We start from the raw sequence: 15,318 nt of genomic DNA, 5'->3' as shown, positions 1-15,318 counted from the left end.
TGGATTATCCCCCTAATTTAGATGTCATATCGAACATCGGAACAATGATAGATATTACTATGACAAAGATCACAATACCAATCAATAAAGTCATGATTGGATTTAGCAATGTTGTTAAGCCGTCGATTTTAGATTTGACCTGGAAATCGTAGGCATCCGCGACCAAGGTCAGCATATTTTCAAGATCACCGGTTTTTTCGCCAATGTTCACCATATGTACAACAATTGGTGGAAACTGATCTGACTTTTTAAGCGGTCCGGCAATTGATTCACCCTCAGAGATATTACTTTTAGCTTCGTCAATGGCCATAGCTAAAACGTGGTTATCAACAACGTTTCTAACGATATCCATCGCGCTTAACATCGGTACGCCACCGGCTAAAAGCGTAGAAAGTGTTCTGGTAAAACGAGAAATCGCCACCATGCGGGTAATTTCACCAACGACAGGAATTTTAAGAATAATGGCATCCCAAGTTTTGCGGCCTTCGGTTGAGTTTTTCCAGTTTAAAAAAACTAACACAGTAATAATAATAAAACCGGCAATCCAGTACCAGCTCTCGACGAAAACTTTAGAGATGGCTGCAACATATTGAGTCATTACCGGTAAAGTCATATCAGGCATTGAATCAAAAATTGATAAGATTTCAGGTAATACTTTTGTAAATAAACCGAACATCACAAGAGTGATCACACACAACATAATAATTGGGTAGGTCATTGCTGACACAACTCTTTGACGAAGTTCAGCCTGCGCCTCGGTAAATTCAGCTAAACGAAGTAAGATCACATCTAAAGTGCCTGACATTTCACCGGCTTCAGCCATTGAAATATAGATTTTATCAAAAACCTGAGGGTATTTAGATAAAGCTTTATGCAAAGACTGACCTTCATTCACCATGTTCTTACAATCAGCAATGGCTTCAGATAAAACTTGGTTTTCAACTTGTTCAGAAATAGCGGTTAAGGCATCAACTAACGGAATGTTAGCTTTAATTAACGTGGCCAGCTGACGGGTCATTAACGATAAATCTTTAACGGGTACAGATCCTGTCGAACGAATCGTAGATTTTTTAATGCCGGCAGCTTTTTTCTTATCTTTGATGTCGACAACGAAAATGCCATCTTTTTTAAGTTTGGTGCGCGCCGCTTTTAAATTATCAGAATCTAAAGTTCCTTTAACTGTTTTTCCGTCGCGGCTTAAGCCTTTGTACTCGTATAATGGCATAGTGTTTAACCGACCTAAATATCAATCTGCGTGTTAGTTAATAGCTCTTCAATAGTTGTGATTCCCGCCATCACTTTTTGAATACCGTGATCACGGAAAGTTTTAAAACCTTTTGAAACCGCTAATTTTTTAATTGTATTACCATCTTTACGTTGCATCACCAGTGAACGGATATCATCCGTGACCGGTAGAAGCTCGGCGATAATGGTACGACCAATATAACCTTTTTGTCCGCAGTGTTCGCAACCCATTGCTTTGCAGATATTTGCGCCTTTGGCTTCGGCAGCCGTCACACCTAAACTGTCTAATTCAAACTGAGAAGGGGTGTGTGGCGCTTTACAATGCGGGCACAATACACGCACTAAACGTTGCGCTAAAATTCCTAAGATAGAAGTCGCAATTAAGAAAGGCTCAGCACCGATATCCATTAAACGAGGGAACGCGCCGGCGGCATCGTTGGCATGGATCGTAGATAACACTAAGTGACCTGTCAGTGATGAGTTGATTGCAAGTTCGGCTGTTTCTAAGTCACGAATCTCACCCACCATGATAATGTCTGGATCTTGACGAAGAAACGATCTTAAACCGGCGGCGAATGTTAAACCAATTTTTGCGTTCACTTGCACTTGGCCAATCCCGTGGATACGTTGCTCCACCGGATCTTCGATCGTTAAAATATTAATATCTGGTTTATTTAATTTAGATAAACAACCGTAAAGGGTTGTCGACTTACCGGAACCGGTTGGACCCGTTACAAGTAAGATGCCATACGATCTTTCAATCATATCATCTAAAGTATCTAAAAGTTCTTGCGAAAAACCGGCGTGTTGCAATTCACGTACTTGCGAAGATTTATCTTGAAGACGCATTACGATACGTTCACCGAACGTTGTAGGCACTGTCGATAGACGAATATCGATATCTTTACCACCAACTTTAAGTGGAATACGACCATCTTGCGGTAAACGTTTTTCGGCGATATTTAAATTCGCCATAACTTTAATACGGGAAGTGATTGCGTTTTGAAGCTTCTTAGGTGGTTTAAAGATATCATACAAGTTACCATCGATACGGTAACGAACGGCCATATCTTTTTCATACGGCTCCATATGAATATCGGAGGCTTTTTCTTTAACTGCGCGGAAGAGTACAGAGTTCACTAACTTAATTACCGGAGCATCATCTTCACCGGCTTCAAGTAAGTCGATGATTGGATCTTCTAAATCCATTTCATCATCTTCGATTTCATCCATACCAGATAAATTCGAAGTTGATTTTTCGTACACACGGTTGATGGCATCTTGCAGACGTTGAGTCGTAGTTACAATCGGTTTAATGCGTTTACCGAATAAGGCTCTTAAATCATCAAGAGCTTTTGTGTTTACCGGATTAGACGTTAAAGCGAAAAGTGTGTCGGGTTCTTCTTTAAACGGAAGAACACCTTGAGTTTTAGCATAGTTGATCGGGATATCGCGCACTAGGTCTGCAGAGATTTCGCTGACCGCGATATCTTTAACAAAATCTAATCCAAGTTCGCGGCAAAGATCGGCCACTAAATCTTCAGCGGTAGAATATTCGCGGGCAGATAAAGTTTCTCCCACACTTACGGGGCGGGAAGTGGCCGGATTTTTTAAAACCGACTTAATCTGATCAGTTGTCAGTGTCGTCGATTTACCTAATAAAAGTGGAATATCCATTTGAGCCATTAAAACCTAAAACTCCTAAAATTATTTTTTAATTTGCGGTTGTTCTGCTTGGCCTGTCGACTGCGGAACACGTTCACGTTTTAAAACTTTATCGATTGTAGAACCATAAGGATCTTTACCGCCGTTTTGTTTTAAGAAACGTAAGCGCTCATCGGTTTTGTATGTTAACAGATTTTGTGAATCTGCGCGATTACGAATAATTTTTGGCGATAAAAACACTAACATATTCACTTTACGTTTAGTTGATTTTTTCGATTTAAAGAACCAGCCTAAGATTGGTAAGTCCCCTAAAATAGGTACTTTTCTTACTTCTTCTGAATCCTCATCCTTCATCAATCCACCGATTACCGCAGTGTCCCCATTGTTTAGAACAACGTTTGTATTGATAGAGCGCGTTGCAAGAGGTTGAACAGATCCTGCGAAATTCGCTGGAACTTGCACGCTTGATAATTGGTTGATTGTTTGTTTGAACTCCATACGAATTGAATTCGATGTCGGAGAAATAAACGGTTTGATTTCCATTTTGATCGTCGCATCGCCGAACTCTGGGGACGACTGAGAAGGAGCGCCGTTTGTACCAGGAGTTACGATATTACGTGTAACAACCTTATCACCCACTTCGATCGTTGCTGTTTGAGCATCAGTCGCAATAATTTGTGGAGTAGATAAGATATTCGTTTTACCGAATTGTTTTACGAATTTTAAGTAACCCAATAAGTTCGGAACAGTTGTATTACCTTTAGAAGGGTTAGCTGCATCGATAGGTACAGTCACTGAACCTGTCGAGAATCCTAAGATAGCACTTCCTGCGCCAGATAAAGGATTTAACACATCAGAAACATCTTCTGCACTTGATGCGAAACCAGCTTTACCGCCACCTTCTTTAAACTGAACTAAACCACCACCTGAAGTTAAACCATCTGAAAGGTTCATCTCCATGATGATTGCTTCAACGAACACTTGATCACGAGGAATATCTAATTTGTTTAAGATAGATAAAACTTTTTCGTAATCTTGTTTTGAAGCAGAAACTACTAATGAATTTGTGTTTTTATCTGATTTAATTGAAACTTCGCCACCGAATAAACCTTCACGAACAGCAGCTTGGCCTTGTGGTTGAAAGCCAAAACCTGTTGTTGGTTGAGCTTTCGGAGCAGATTCTTTCGCCACTTCTGATAAAGTTTTTGCGATATCTTCAGCATTACCGTGTTTTACGTAATAAACGTAAACGCCACCTTGATCTTCAGCGCGTACTTTAAAATCTAATTGAGCAACTAGTCTTTTAACACGAGCGATACCAGGTCTGTTACCAACGATAATTAAAGAATTTGTTCTATCATCAGGAAATACTAAGAAAGAAGCCGCGCCACCAGATTTACCACCCGAAGAAGCTCCACCAGTGCTAAAGCGCGGAACGCCGGCATTAAAACCACCAGTGCTTGCAGGTTTTTGACCTTTATTTACGATTTTATCGATTAATTCAGCGATATCTTTAGATTTTGCGTATTTGATACCAACAACTTCTAATTGCTCTTCAAAACCTGGAACATCTAATTGGTTAATGATCTTCATGATACGGTCAATTGAAGAACCGAAATCTGAAATGATCATAGAGTTCGTTTGCGGATAAGCTTCGATTTCACCGTAAGATGAATTTAATAAACGACCTAATTGCTGTTTAAGTGTTTCAGCCGAAATATGTTTTAAGTGAACCACTTTAGTAATCATCTGATCGGCGTTCGGGTAGTACGAACCAGAGTAGATGTCGATACCGTCACGTTGAGCAGATCTAGCATTTCTGATTTTTAAGAAACCACCAGAAGGAACGATTGTAAAACCGTTAATCGCTAAAGATGATAAGAAAGCTTTGTAAGCTTCAGCAACTGTAATTTTAGAAGGTGCAATGATCGTGATTTTACCACGAACTGTTGAATCAATGATAAAGTTCTTACCCGTTAATTCAGAAATCGCTTTAATAATGTCAGTGATATCTACATTCGGGAAATCGAAAGATTCAATTGTTTCCGGAAAGTTTTCAGACGTGATGTCTTCGGGATTTGCTTTCGCAAATTTCTCACGTTGTTTATCAGATAAAACAGTTGATTTAGTTCCTTTAGCTGAAATTACTTTATCAGCGCCGCCACCACGAGGAGTTGAAGTGTTGCCACCACGGTTACCACCAAAGTTTGTTGATGGAGGTGCGCTTGGTACTGCTGGAGGAGGAGGTGGCATGTCGCCCACTGAAGGCGCTGCAAAATCATCAATTGGTGGTGGAGGAGGGAAATCCTCAAATTGAGCAAAGCAATAACTTCCTGTTAGTTGCGCTGCTAAAAAGCTAGTAACAACAGCTGTTGTAATTACACTTCTTTTAAAGGCCATCTTCTACCTCTTTACTGAATTTCATAGTTAAAATCTTGGTCAGATCCATTGACCTCTACGCCGAGTTTAACTTTGCTTTCTTTTTTTAATTTATTAAACATTTCCATCGCACTTTGAATGCTGTTGACCGGCTCGCCACCAGCTGACTTAATCAGTGTTCCACGAGGTAAACCCATTTGTTCAAAGATCGATCCTGGTTGGTAATCAACTAAACGATAACCGTTGATTTCACCTGTATTAGGATCACGATTAGGAAGCGCACGTGCTTGCATTAACAATCCCGACAAATCGTTTAAGTATTTATTTAAATCCGCACGTTTGATACGGAATGTGTTATTGCCAATGGCTTGAATGTCTTTACCGCCAGCTTTAACCGGGCCAGCAGAAGGGCGGCTTGAATCAAAATTAACTTTCGTGTTGCCTTTAGCGATTTCGATATACTCTAAACCACCGTTATTTAAATTTCTGAAATACACGATACCACGTTCTACTTTTTCAACCTTGGCCATGTTTTCAATTTCAGCTCCCACCATGTAAGAGCCCGACATATTTTTTGATTTTACTTCGATTGCTGCCACTGATTTTGAGGGATCAGAGTGAACAAGTGTGCCGATTAAATTTAAAGGTAAGCTTGATTGTACAGGAATGTCTTCTTTGTGTTCTTGTTGCTCAGCGTTTACAGCAGCAAGCGCATCAGGAATTGTGCCGCTTGAAGAAAATAAATTGCGCGACGTAATAGCTGAATATTGACTGCGATCAACATAACCAGAAGTTTGTTGTTTCGGCGCTTTTTTTGGAGGTGCGGATTGAGGAAGGAAGTATTCACGTACGTAGATAATTCCTAGGTCGGCTGCGGTGAAGCCAATGAAAAGCAGTAGCCCGTAAAGAGCCCATTTTTGGATGGTCGATCGTTGTTGCGCGCTCAGTTTTTTCATAGTCAATTTCCAGTTTTCAGCATAACAATGATGGGGGCTGCTTGTTAGGTGATTAACGTGACTAAGGTGAAGTCTAGACCTAGGTTGTGATTTGCGGCCAAGGGCTGGTAATCCCAGACTAGATGGACTATTCTTAGATCTAGCATCAGGCGAGGACTATGACGGTCATCTACTTCACGGACGGAGCACTCATTGACGATTGTTTGATTCGAAGATCACTTCTTCGGATCCCGGAAGTTATTGATTCGTTACGTAAGTCACAAGACGAATTTATCGGTTGTGATTTGTTCGCCGCGATGAATGAAACGCAAGTTTACCGTTCTTTAAATTATCATCAAAAAACTCATTTAAAATCGATCTTACAAAACGCACTTTTTCGCCGTTGGATGAAAAACGGTATCGAGCCTGATCTGATTTTAAAACGTAACGACTACAGCCACTTTTATGAGTTAACACAGGTTTTTCAAAAGCTTTCAACGATTGACACTTTAAAAGTAGTAACCATCGGGCCGGGCTTTGATGATCTGGAGAGTTTCTTGCGTTTACGCCTAAAATTGAATTCAAAGCCAATTAATGAGTTTATATCTCAAGACCCCCACTTAAATTGGTTCTGGAACGAGATCCGCTCAAGCCTAGAGCTGCATTCATAGCCTAAAAAACAGGTACTTTTTTCAAGAATTCTTTAAGAATCGGCCAAGACCCATATTCTTATGGGCGTTTTGCTTTAAGTTTTGATATATGTTTGTCGCACCATTTTCGGGGGATGAGCTTATGCAAAACAAACTGGTTTTAACGCTTTCAACTGTAATCGTAACGGCGTCTTTATTTTCCTGCGCACCCAAAGACGACAAGCTTCTAACTGGCGGCAATCGCAGCGGTTCAGGTGATGTTCAATCTCTAAATATCGAAAAAGACAACGCCGAAGCAGCAAGATACTTAGGTGTTTCTTTAGACCGCGCTTTTGACGGTTTAGCGTTATTAAAATCAGTTTTAAATCCTGAGTACGCAAAGTTACAAAATCTATCTATTACTACAGGTAAATTTGAGCCAGACGTTTTAGATATGAACACAGATTCAAATCTTGAAAGTGAGTTAACAGGCCAATTCGCAGGTCGTATCAACTACGCCATCGAAAAATTAGAAAAAGACCAAGACGGCAAAGTTGTTACTTTGGTTTTAAAATCAGAAAACACGAAATTAGAGACAAAACACTTTAAAGAGAGCTCTCTAAAAGGCCCGTTTATTTCTTCGAATAACATGAGTGACCGTATCGTGATCTCTAAAGGTGTACGTGAAAGATCATACGTTTTAACAATCGAAAAAACTGAAGAATTAGGTTTAGCTAAAAACACAACAGCTTACTCAAACACTCAAATCAAACTTGAATTTGCGTGGGATGGTTCATCTGAAATGTTAAACGAAGCGGTTAAAGTAACTGCGGTAAGAGTGAATGCTCGTATGCACGGTGCAAGAACTGGTGCGATCACATTAAAAGATGTGAACCCTAACTTAACTGTAAACTTAGGTTCATGTTTAAGCGCAAATGGTGAGTTAAATGTTGTTCGTGATGGTAAAACTTTAAAAGGTCAAAAGCCTGCAGAAGTAAAAGCGACTTTAGTTAAATTAGAAGATTCTTCATTAACTATCGATAATTCATCTTCGAAGGCGTTAGATTGTGCTTCACGCCCTCGCATCGATTTAACTAGATTCTTACGCTAGTTATTTTTTCTTAGAACTTGAAATTTTAAGTCTTGAATAAAGAGGGAAGTGATCAGCAACTCCCTCTTTTTTTTCGTCGTCAAAACGTAGAGGTGATCCGTGAATGCTGTTGTCAGGCGTGATCACAACCTGAATTGATTCAGGAATTAAAGTTAATCCCGCTTTAGAAATTGAATTTCCGTAAACCATCACATCTAAGAATGACCATTCACCTTTGTAGTTATGGCTTCCTTTGCAATGATCACAGCCCACTAAGTGAGACACTGGGCCTGCTTGGCTGAAAATTTTCGAGAAGTAACCATTACGGCCTTCTTCTGTTGCTGTCGTGTTCATATCGCCACCGGCGATCACAGCACGGCCTTTTTTCTCGTACTCAAGCATTTTGTTTTTTACAAACTCAATGGCTTGTTTTCTCCACTCAGTCGGGTTGGCTTGTGATGGAAAATGCACCGCCATAACTGTTAATTCTTTTTTATTCGGCAAAATTACAGTCGCTTCAATCACACCACGTGAACGTTTAGCGTATTTAAGTTGCTCTGGGTTTTCGTCTTTATAAGGGATAAGGTGTAAAACCGGTTTACCTTTAAGTGGAAATTTCGAGATAATCGCTGGATCAATACCGCGTAAATCTGGGCCTTCGATTAATACGCGTGTTTGATACCCAAAATCTTTAAGTTGAGTATCAACCAATTGATTTAAGATATTCAGGTTTTCAACCTCAGCCATAAGGATAATGTCAGGGCCTTTACCGTGGTCGATGTATTTAATCGTTTTTCCAACTTGAGAAAGTTTGAAAGCTACGATTTCGTCGTTCCAGTCTTTATAATTACATTCTTCGCGGTAAAACTTTGATTTTACCTTCATGCAAAATTCAGCCACTTCGGCAGAACCTTTTTGGGCGCGGGGAAGGTACGTGTAGTCTTCAGTGCCTTTATCGTGAAGGTTGTCGAACATGTTTTCTACGTTAAACGTCATCACCGAAATCTCGTCTTCAGCCTTAGCTAAACGCTCAGGGTTTACGATGTCTGTTGTAGAGGCTTTTGTGGCCGCAGAATCACCCTTAGTGTCTTTGCTTTTGCAGCCTGTAAAAGCCATTAAAAGCGACATAAAAGCGACTAGAGTTAATCTTGATTGAATCTTAAAAAGAGCTTGTATTTTTTCCATGTTATGACAGTAATCGACACCGGATTTTAAAGGTAGTTTAGACAATTTTTACCGCGCTGTGATATACATACAGGCAACTCTGTCCGGTAGACTTATGGGGGAATCATGAAGTTAAAAGGCGTATTATTGGTAGCGATGATCTTTGCAGTAAGCTTTGCAAATGCTCAAAGCGAAAATGAATCAGCAGCAGCGGGTACAAGCACTGCTTCAGTGGGCGAAAAGAAAGCCGAAAGAAACAAATTCGGTGTTACATGGTACTTTCTTGGTGGCCAAACCCTAAATAACCAGTCAGAGCAATTATCTTCTTTTGATATTTTCGATTCTTACCTTTCATTTAACTACAGAGTTTCAGATAATTTCCGTATCTCGGCTCGCCCAGCTTTTGGTTATGCGCTTCAAGGCACAACAAACTCTGGCAGAGAAACAAATGATAAAGCCCGTGTGCGTGACTTTTCTTTTGTCGCGGCCTTTTCAAATCTTTTAGAAGAATCATTACCGGCTGAGTGGAGCTACAGATTCGCACCTCGTTTATACTTACCAACTTCTGATGGTTCAAAAGAAGAAGGCATGATTGCACGTCTTCGTTTAGAGCAATCTTTACGTTGGAACTTTGCTCGTTATACAGATTTAAACTTCTACGCTAAGCCAAGTTACTTCTTTCAAAGAACAACTACATACGTAAATTCAGCGGGTAAAATTCGTACAACTAAAGCTGCTGACTCTGAACACGGTGTAGAGCTATCGCGTTCATTAAGTAAAATGTTTTCTATCAAGCCAGCGTTAAACTTTATCGAAAGCTGGTCAAATGCTTCAGGTGCGAATAACCAAGATACTTTCAGATCAAGTGTTCTTGATTACCGTTTAGGTTTAGAAGTTCGTGCGATGAAAGATTTAAGCTTCACAATCGGTGTTCAACGTGAGCAAGACTTGTTAGCTAAAAAAGACGACGAGATGAGCTACACGATTTTAACGAACGGCGTATTGTTTTAGATCGGCCGCTGCGCTGGCTGGCTTTCCTAGCCGGCCTTTCAGACGGCATCGTGCCGTCTGAGTCTAGATTGGATAGAGTTTTTAATAAAAAAGCGACTTAGAAGTAAGTCGCTTTTTTATTTTTAAATATCAAAATCTTCTGAAATTTTGATTTGATGGCTTTGTCCCAGCCAAGTGAATTCGATCTCTTGGGCGCGCAGGGCGATTTTATTTTTATCGTCGCCTAAGCGGCTTCCGTAAAGTCTATCGCCGATAATTGGGGCGCCCATTTCTGAAACCTGTGATCTAATTTGGTGCGTGCGACCGGTTAGTAAATCAATTTTAATCCAGCTGTAGTGATCAAAGATTTTTTGCTGTTCGATTTTAAGTTCGCAGATATCCCAGCCTTCGTGAGCCACTTGTGAAACTTTTTTTGGCGCGCGCGGTGATGGCTCCATATAGTGCACTAAATGATTCGGAAGTTTTTCGGTTGTTTCAACTAAGGCCACGTATTTTTTAGTGATCAGTTTTTTTTGTAATTGCGTATTAAAGCTATTTACGAACTGATTGTTTTTTCCGTAAACGATTAAGCCTTCGGTTAACGTGTCTAAGCGGTGAGTGATTAAGAGTTTTGTATTTAAAGCCATTGATAATTGTGTCAGCGAGTTTTCGATTTGATTATCAACTGAAGGGTGGCTTGGAATATTATTGGGCTTATTTAAAATCACAAAATCCTGGTGATCAAAGACGATGCGCGATTTCCAGTCATAATTGACATTGTATCTGCGCGGTTTTGTGTGCACGCGAATGTGCGTATTTTCTGTGACTTGCTCATTTTCTTGCGCGCGTTTGCTGCTCACATAAACACTTCCTAATTGAATGAGGAAGTTAATTTGCTCAAGTGACTGCTCTAATACTTCAGCGATGATTTCATTAAGCGCACCAGACTTTGGGCTATTAAAATGCTTAACTCCGTATTCGAAGCCTTGAGACTGGATTTGAGTTTGGTTTTTAAGCATTACGTTTGAATAGCACACTGTACCTATTTAACTCAAGACCTTAACTTTGTGGGCTTTTCGTTTCATTATATTTAGATGTTTCAAGAAACCATGCAATGTCTGTTCAATAATGCAGACAAGTTAACTTGCTTAGCCCCATATGCTTATGAGCCGGGGTGGATTTATTTTTTCTTGATCGTGATGATGCTTTTATCGGCGGTAGGTCTTCCGCTTCCTGAAGAAGTCACTTTAGTGTCGGTAGGTATTTTAGCCTATATGGGGGCTAACCCTGATAAGTATCCACCACCATTTCCAGATGCTCCTTTTGTACATCCAACAACGGCTGCGATTGTGGCCTTCTTTGCCGTCTTTCTGTCGGATTTTTTAATTTACGGCATAGGGCGGTTTTTTGGTTCAAAAGTATTTGAGTGGGGGCCGGTTAAAAGAGTGATCTCTGCTGAAGGTCGTATGCGCATTGAAAAATGGACGCATAAATACGGATCACTGGCTTGCGGGATTTTTCGTTTTACTCCGGGCATTCGTTTTCCGGGGCATTTAGCGTGCGGTATGGTGAAGTTTCCAGCTTGGAAGTTCGCCCTTGTTGATGGAATTGCAGCGATGATTTCAGTGCCAACGCAGATTTTAATTTTAGCTCACTATGGTGAAGATATCTTAGGCGTGTTACGTAAATTTAAATTTGTGGTGCTGGGTCTATGTGTGATCGCGCTATTGGTTTACCTGTTTATGAAATGGCGCTCATCAAAAAAAGCGGCCGCCTTATAACGGGCAGCCGCGAAAAAATTAAAAATTTTTGGTTGTAGCTAGGCGATTTTTTTAACGCCTAAATCTTGTTCTGTTAATTCAAAGCACACTTTGAAGTGTGTTGGTTTTTTAGGTTTTTGCCCTGAAGATTCGGGCCAGAAAACTTTGTCATAACCGTGGTGTAAACCAAATAGCTCTTCACGCACGCGGAATAATAAACCTGCTGATGAACCTAATAACCAGTCCATTTGGATTTGGTGTAGGTATTGTTCTAGGTCGGCATTTGCTTGGTGTGAAAGAACATCTTGCGGTAACTGGTCAACTAGCGCGCAAGCGTTGTGGTTGTATTGGTCAAAAGCACGTTGCATAGGTTCAACGAAAAGCTTTTCAATACGTACATCTTTATCTTTGTGACCCACAAACGGCGTCGCTAATTTTTTAAATTGCCAGTAAACCAAGGCATCGTTTGTTGTAAAATCGGCGCGTGGTAAGTAGTCAGAAATTGAATCACATTTAACGGATTCAAACGATGAATCATCGATATGAATATTGTGATCTAAAGCAATCAATGAACGTAAGTGGAACAAAAATGAGTACATTGAAAGTAAGTGATCGTTGAATTTTTTCGAGAACTTTAAAGTAAAGTTATACATTAAAGGCGCTTTCATTTGAGATTCAAATTCCGAAAGTATATCAAAGGCTTGGTCTAATTTATTAAAGCTAATTCCTTTAGAAAAATCTTGGGCATCCCAGTAAGCAAACCATTGGTTTTCAAAAGCTTGTACTAATTTTTCATCAACAGGTTTAAGCTTTTCTTGGATTTTAAAAAGACGGTCAGCGCTTGAATAAAAAAGAGTCGCATACGGGCATAATTCTTCAACCGCGTGGCTGATAAAATCTTTTTGTTTTGGAGAACTCAAAAAGTTCGTCAGCTTTTGAAACTGTAAACCCACTAAAGAGTCATTTTGAAATTTTAACGGAGGGTGGGGCGTGAATTCTGCAAAACGTGAATTTTGATCCCAAATTTCTAAGGAAACTGGTTTTAACACCGGTCCGCGTGTTGTTTTAATTTCAAAACCCATAACAAATGAAGATGGCTTCATTAGAAACTCCTGTCGTCAAACGACGTTAAATCATATGTTGTTATCGGTATTCGTGACGGTAATTATGATAAAACCTTAGTCTAGGATTTGGAGTAGTTAGAAGCGGATTAAATGGACTTAAGAATATTGCCCAGGGTTTGAATGTATTCGAGCGGGTATTTACCCATTTCTTGAACCATCAAGTGTTTTACAACTTGTTCGCGGCCTAAACCTTCATAAGTCATCAAACGGTCAACGGTATTAGCAGCACTTGTCACTAAAGCCATCGGGTCAATTTGTTGCTCTGAATAACCTAACGGACCAGAAGCATCACACTTTTCTTCATGTTGGTGAATGATTGTTGTGACCGCTAAATCCATATGGTTCTTATCTTTAACTTTTTGTGCGCCTTCAACCGGATGTTTTTTGTAAATCTCTAGATCTTCTTTCGAGAAATCTCTCATTGGGCGGGCAATTTTAATTGGCGTATCGTAATGACCAAAATCATGCAACAAGCCACCTAAAGCTAAGAGTTGTCGCTGTTTTGCATCGAAAAGTTTAAGTTGTTCAGCGAGTGCTACAGCTAAAGTTGAAACGGTCACGCCATGGTGAGCGATGCTTTGATCAAGATTCGGTAAAGAGACAATGGCTTTAACGGCATCGTTATTTTTAACTAAGAAATCTACGTATTTCGCAGAAGCGTCTTTGGCGGCCACGTAAGCTTCGGCGTTTTCAGGGCGTTCGAAAACCTCTTCAGCGTTATTCTGTTGGGCCCCTTGAATGATTTCAGAGCGGGTTTTGATGTCTTTTCCTGATTTATCGTCGTAAGCCATCTCGATATTTTTTTGCATGTAATCGCGGTAACGGCCTTCATCTTCAGTTGAGATGTACATCTTTTTTAACTTTTTAGTTTTAAGACGTTCTAAGCGGGTACCTTCAAAAGAGTCGCCTTGGCGGAGGTATAAAATCCATTTTTCATCAATTTTAAGGTAAGCATCAAAGTCGATCTTTTGATCGCCGCGGAGGGTACTAACTCTGATTGATACGTAATCCTTTGCCATTCTTTTCTCTTTTGGTAGACTTTCTAAGTATGTCACTAGATGCAGATATTTTGAATGATTTTTTCGAAGAGTCCAATACCATCATCACGGAAAGCATTGAGCTTTTAGAAGAGATGGAAGGCGACTTCTCGCAGAAAGAAAGTTTAAAAGTCTTCGCTAATAAGATTGACCGCATCATGGGGGCCGCAGCAAGTATTGCGATGATGGCTGAACCAGACCATGGTTTGAATTTGGTCACGGATTACACATCTCTTTGTAAAGTCGTGGCGTATAAAGCCGCCGAAATTCAAGATAACTCTAAGCTCTATGATGTAACCGTCGCGTTATTGTTAGATGCGGTTGAAGCGTTAAATGTTTTGATTAAAAAAATTGATCTGCCAATGGTGGAACTTAAAAAAGTAATTAGCCCAAATTTCATTGAACGTTTGCGTTGGATCTCAGAACAGTTTAGTAAACAAAACTCTCTGAAAGCGCAAAGCGAAATCGATGACCTAATGAAAAAATTAGGTTTCTAAAATGTACAGCGACTGTCACGGTCATTGGACAGATCCGCGCGTTTCTGAAGAGTTGCGCCAAACCTGGATGCGTGATTCGTTAAATAAAAATTTAGATCTTTTTATGGAAGCCGGTGTAAACCCTGAAGGCTGGCAACGCCAAATCGCTTTACAGAAACAGTATCCTAAAAATTTTAAAAATGCTTTTGGTTTGCATCCGTACTTTGTCGCTGAAAATGATGAAGCCACTTGTGAACAAGCGATAGATGATTTAGCTAAAATTATAAATTTAGCTTCGGGGCTTGGTGAGACGGGGTTAGATTTTCGTGAAAAGTATATTCAAAATCCAAACAACGTTTCTGATGATGTGCGCGATCGTCAAATCGTGTTTTTTGAAAATCAAATTCAGTTAGCTAAAGCTTTTAAAAAACCATTGGTACTTCATGTTGTTCGTGCGCACAGCGAGGCTTTAAAAGTTTTAAATATTTGGGAAGCCGACGAAGTCGGTGGGATGGTTCACGCCTTTAACTCGTCGCTTGAAGTGGCTGAACAGTATATGAATCTTAACTTTTTGATCTCGGTGGGTGGGGCTGTCACTCATGAGAAAAACAAAAAATTGATGGAAGCGGTAAAGGCGATTCCGCTAGAAAAGCTGCTTTTAGAGAGCGATTGCCCAGATCAGGCGCCTGAAGGATGGGCGGAGCCACAAAATAGCCCATTATCTGTGCTACTTGTGGCTAAAACAGTCGCTGAAATCAAACAAATGCCTTTAGATTTGGTCTTAGAAAAAACCACCGAAAACTTCAAAATGCTTTTCACTTAGG

14 protein-coding genes are annotated in these 15,318 nt (G+C 40.1%); 6 read left to right on the top strand and 8 right to left on the bottom strand.

Features of this window, described 5'->3' with window-relative positions; translation table 11 throughout:
• Positions 1 to 4 precede the first annotated feature (4 nt).
• Genes ACKWCF_RS10420 through gspC form a run of 4 tightly spaced genes read right to left on the bottom strand, consistent with a single transcriptional unit; the run spans position 5 to position 6,245 of the window.
• Positions 5 to 1,225: a type II secretion system F family protein gene (locus ACKWCF_RS10420; protein WP_409477524.1), complete on the bottom strand. Its 1,221-nt coding sequence runs from the start codon at positions 1,223 to 1,225 to the stop codon at positions 5 to 7.
• A gap of 14 nt (positions 1,226 to 1,239) precedes the next feature.
• The gene (gene gspE, locus ACKWCF_RS10415) at positions 1,240 to 2,931 is read right to left on the bottom strand and encodes a type II secretion system ATPase GspE (RefSeq protein ID WP_409477523.1); all 1,692 of its coding nucleotides are present in this window, start codon (positions 2,929 to 2,931) and stop codon (positions 1,240 to 1,242) included.
• Between the two features lie 21 nt (positions 2,932 to 2,952).
• Positions 2,953 to 5,310 (bottom strand): type II secretion system secretin GspD, encoded by a 2,358-nt coding sequence (gspD, locus tag ACKWCF_RS10410; RefSeq protein WP_409477522.1) that lies wholly within the window; start codon positions 5,308 to 5,310, stop codon positions 2,953 to 2,955.
• An 11-nt stretch (positions 5,311 to 5,321) separates the two neighbouring features.
• The gene (gene gspC, locus ACKWCF_RS10405) at positions 5,322 to 6,245 is read right to left on the bottom strand and encodes a type II secretion system protein GspC (RefSeq protein WP_409477521.1); all 924 of its coding nucleotides are present in this window, start codon (positions 6,243 to 6,245) and stop codon (positions 5,322 to 5,324) included.
• A gap of 158 nt (positions 6,246 to 6,403) precedes the next feature.
• Here gspC and ACKWCF_RS10400 point away from each other — a divergent pair, with 158 nt between their 5' ends.
• Positions 6,404 to 6,895: a hypothetical protein gene (locus tag ACKWCF_RS10400; protein ID WP_409477520.1), complete on the top strand. Its 492-nt coding sequence runs from the start codon at positions 6,404 to 6,406 to the stop codon at positions 6,893 to 6,895.
• A 121-nt stretch (positions 6,896 to 7,016) separates the two neighbouring features.
• Positions 7,017 to 7,964 (top strand): hypothetical protein, encoded by a 948-nt coding sequence (locus ACKWCF_RS10395; RefSeq protein ID WP_409477519.1) that lies wholly within the window; start codon positions 7,017 to 7,019, stop codon positions 7,962 to 7,964.
• Here ACKWCF_RS10395 and ACKWCF_RS10390 read toward each other — a convergent pair whose 3' ends face one another.
• The gene (locus ACKWCF_RS10390; RefSeq protein ID WP_409477518.1) at positions 7,965 to 9,128 is read right to left on the bottom strand and encodes an endonuclease/exonuclease/phosphatase family protein; all 1,164 of its coding nucleotides are present in this window, start codon (positions 9,126 to 9,128) and stop codon (positions 7,965 to 7,967) included. It abuts the gene before it with no gap.
• 105 nt (positions 9,129 to 9,233) lie between these two features.
• Between ACKWCF_RS10390 and ACKWCF_RS10385 the strand changes: the two genes are divergently transcribed.
• A complete protein-coding gene (locus tag ACKWCF_RS10385; protein WP_409477517.1) occupies positions 9,234 to 10,118 on the top strand; it encodes a hypothetical protein in 885 nt (294 codons plus the stop codon).
• Positions 10,119 to 10,240: 122 nt separating this feature from the next.
• On the opposite strand, the gene ACKWCF_RS10380 is transcribed toward ACKWCF_RS10385, so the two are convergent.
• Positions 10,241 to 11,116: a pseudouridine synthase family protein gene (locus ACKWCF_RS10380; RefSeq protein ID WP_409477516.1), complete on the bottom strand. Its 876-nt coding sequence runs from the start codon at positions 11,114 to 11,116 to the stop codon at positions 10,241 to 10,243.
• A gap of 75 nt (positions 11,117 to 11,191) precedes the next feature.
• On the opposite strand from ACKWCF_RS10380, the gene ACKWCF_RS10375 reads away from it, so the two are divergent.
• The gene (locus tag ACKWCF_RS10375) at positions 11,192 to 11,878 is read left to right on the top strand and encodes a DedA family protein (protein ID WP_409477515.1); all 687 of its coding nucleotides are present in this window, start codon (positions 11,192 to 11,194) and stop codon (positions 11,876 to 11,878) included.
• A 38-nt stretch (positions 11,879 to 11,916) separates the two neighbouring features.
• Here ACKWCF_RS10375 and ACKWCF_RS10370 read toward each other — a convergent pair whose 3' ends face one another.
• Together ACKWCF_RS10370 and ACKWCF_RS10365 are read right to left on the bottom strand one after the other, a co-directional pair.
• Entirely contained in the window at positions 11,917 to 12,960 is a 1,044-nt protein-coding gene (locus tag ACKWCF_RS10370; RefSeq protein WP_409477514.1) for a hypothetical protein, read from the bottom strand.
• 107 nt (positions 12,961 to 13,067) lie between these two features.
• Positions 13,068 to 14,000 carry an HD-GYP domain-containing protein gene (locus ACKWCF_RS10365; protein WP_409477513.1) on the bottom strand — a complete coding sequence of 311 codons (933 nt, stop codon included), beginning with the start codon at positions 13,998 to 14,000 and terminating at the stop codon, positions 13,068 to 13,070.
• A gap of 29 nt (positions 14,001 to 14,029) precedes the next feature.
• On the opposite strand from ACKWCF_RS10365, the gene ACKWCF_RS10360 reads away from it, so the two are divergent.
• Together ACKWCF_RS10360 and ACKWCF_RS10355 are read left to right on the top strand one after the other, a co-directional pair.
• Complete coding sequence (locus ACKWCF_RS10360) at positions 14,030 to 14,515, top strand: hypothetical protein (protein ID WP_409477512.1); 486 nt, start codon at positions 14,030 to 14,032, stop codon at positions 14,513 to 14,515.
• Between the two features lies 1 nt (position 14,516).
• On the top strand, positions 14,517 to 15,317 hold the full coding sequence (locus tag ACKWCF_RS10355; RefSeq protein WP_409477511.1) for a TatD family hydrolase: 801 nt from the start codon (positions 14,517 to 14,519) through the stop codon (positions 15,315 to 15,317).
• The last annotated feature ends 1 nt before the right edge of the window (position 15,318 follow it).

It is taken from the genome of Pseudobdellovibrio sp. HCB154 (assembly GCF_046267985.1).
Taxonomy (GTDB): Bacteria; Bdellovibrionota; Bdellovibrionia; order Bdellovibrionales; family Bdellovibrionaceae; genus Pseudobdellovibrio.
This window is presented reverse-complemented; position numbering and strand designations above follow the sequence as displayed.

Coding starts and splice junctions, on each gene's coding strand:
- ACKWCF_RS10375 (WP_409477515.1), top strand. CDS start 11,192: ATGTTTCAAGAAACCATGCAATGTCTGTTCAATAATGCAGACAAGTTA.
- ACKWCF_RS10360 (WP_409477512.1), top strand. CDS start 14,030: ATGTCACTAGATGCAGATATTTTGAATGATTTTTTCGAAGAGTCCAAT.
- gspC (WP_409477521.1), bottom strand. CDS start 6,245: ATGAAAAAACTGAGCGCGCAACAACGATCGACCATCCAAAAATGGGCT.
- ACKWCF_RS10365 (WP_409477513.1), bottom strand. CDS start 14,000: ATGGCAAAGGATTACGTATCAATCAGAGTTAGTACCCTCCGCGGCGAT.
- gspE (WP_409477523.1), bottom strand. CDS start 2,931: ATGGCTCAAATGGATATTCCACTTTTATTAGGTAAATCGACGACACTG.
- ACKWCF_RS10400 (WP_409477520.1), top strand. CDS start 6,404: ATGACGGTCATCTACTTCACGGACGGAGCACTCATTGACGATTGTTTG.
- ACKWCF_RS10380 (WP_409477516.1), bottom strand. CDS start 11,116: ATGCTTAAAAACCAAACTCAAATCCAGTCTCAAGGCTTCGAATACGGA.
- ACKWCF_RS10395 (WP_409477519.1), top strand. CDS start 7,017: ATGCAAAACAAACTGGTTTTAACGCTTTCAACTGTAATCGTAACGGCG.
- ACKWCF_RS10420 (WP_409477524.1), bottom strand. CDS start 1,225: ATGCCATTATACGAGTACAAAGGCTTAAGCCGCGACGGAAAAACAGTT.
- gspD (WP_409477522.1), bottom strand. CDS start 5,310: ATGGCCTTTAAAAGAAGTGTAATTACAACAGCTGTTGTTACTAGCTTT.
- ACKWCF_RS10370 (WP_409477514.1), bottom strand. CDS start 12,960: ATGAAGCCATCTTCATTTGTTATGGGTTTTGAAATTAAAACAACACGC.
- ACKWCF_RS10390 (WP_409477518.1), bottom strand. CDS start 9,128: ATGGAAAAAATACAAGCTCTTTTTAAGATTCAATCAAGATTAACTCTA.
- ACKWCF_RS10355 (WP_409477511.1), top strand. CDS start 14,517: ATGTACAGCGACTGTCACGGTCATTGGACAGATCCGCGCGTTTCTGAA.
- ACKWCF_RS10385 (WP_409477517.1), top strand. CDS start 9,234: ATGAAGTTAAAAGGCGTATTATTGGTAGCGATGATCTTTGCAGTAAGC.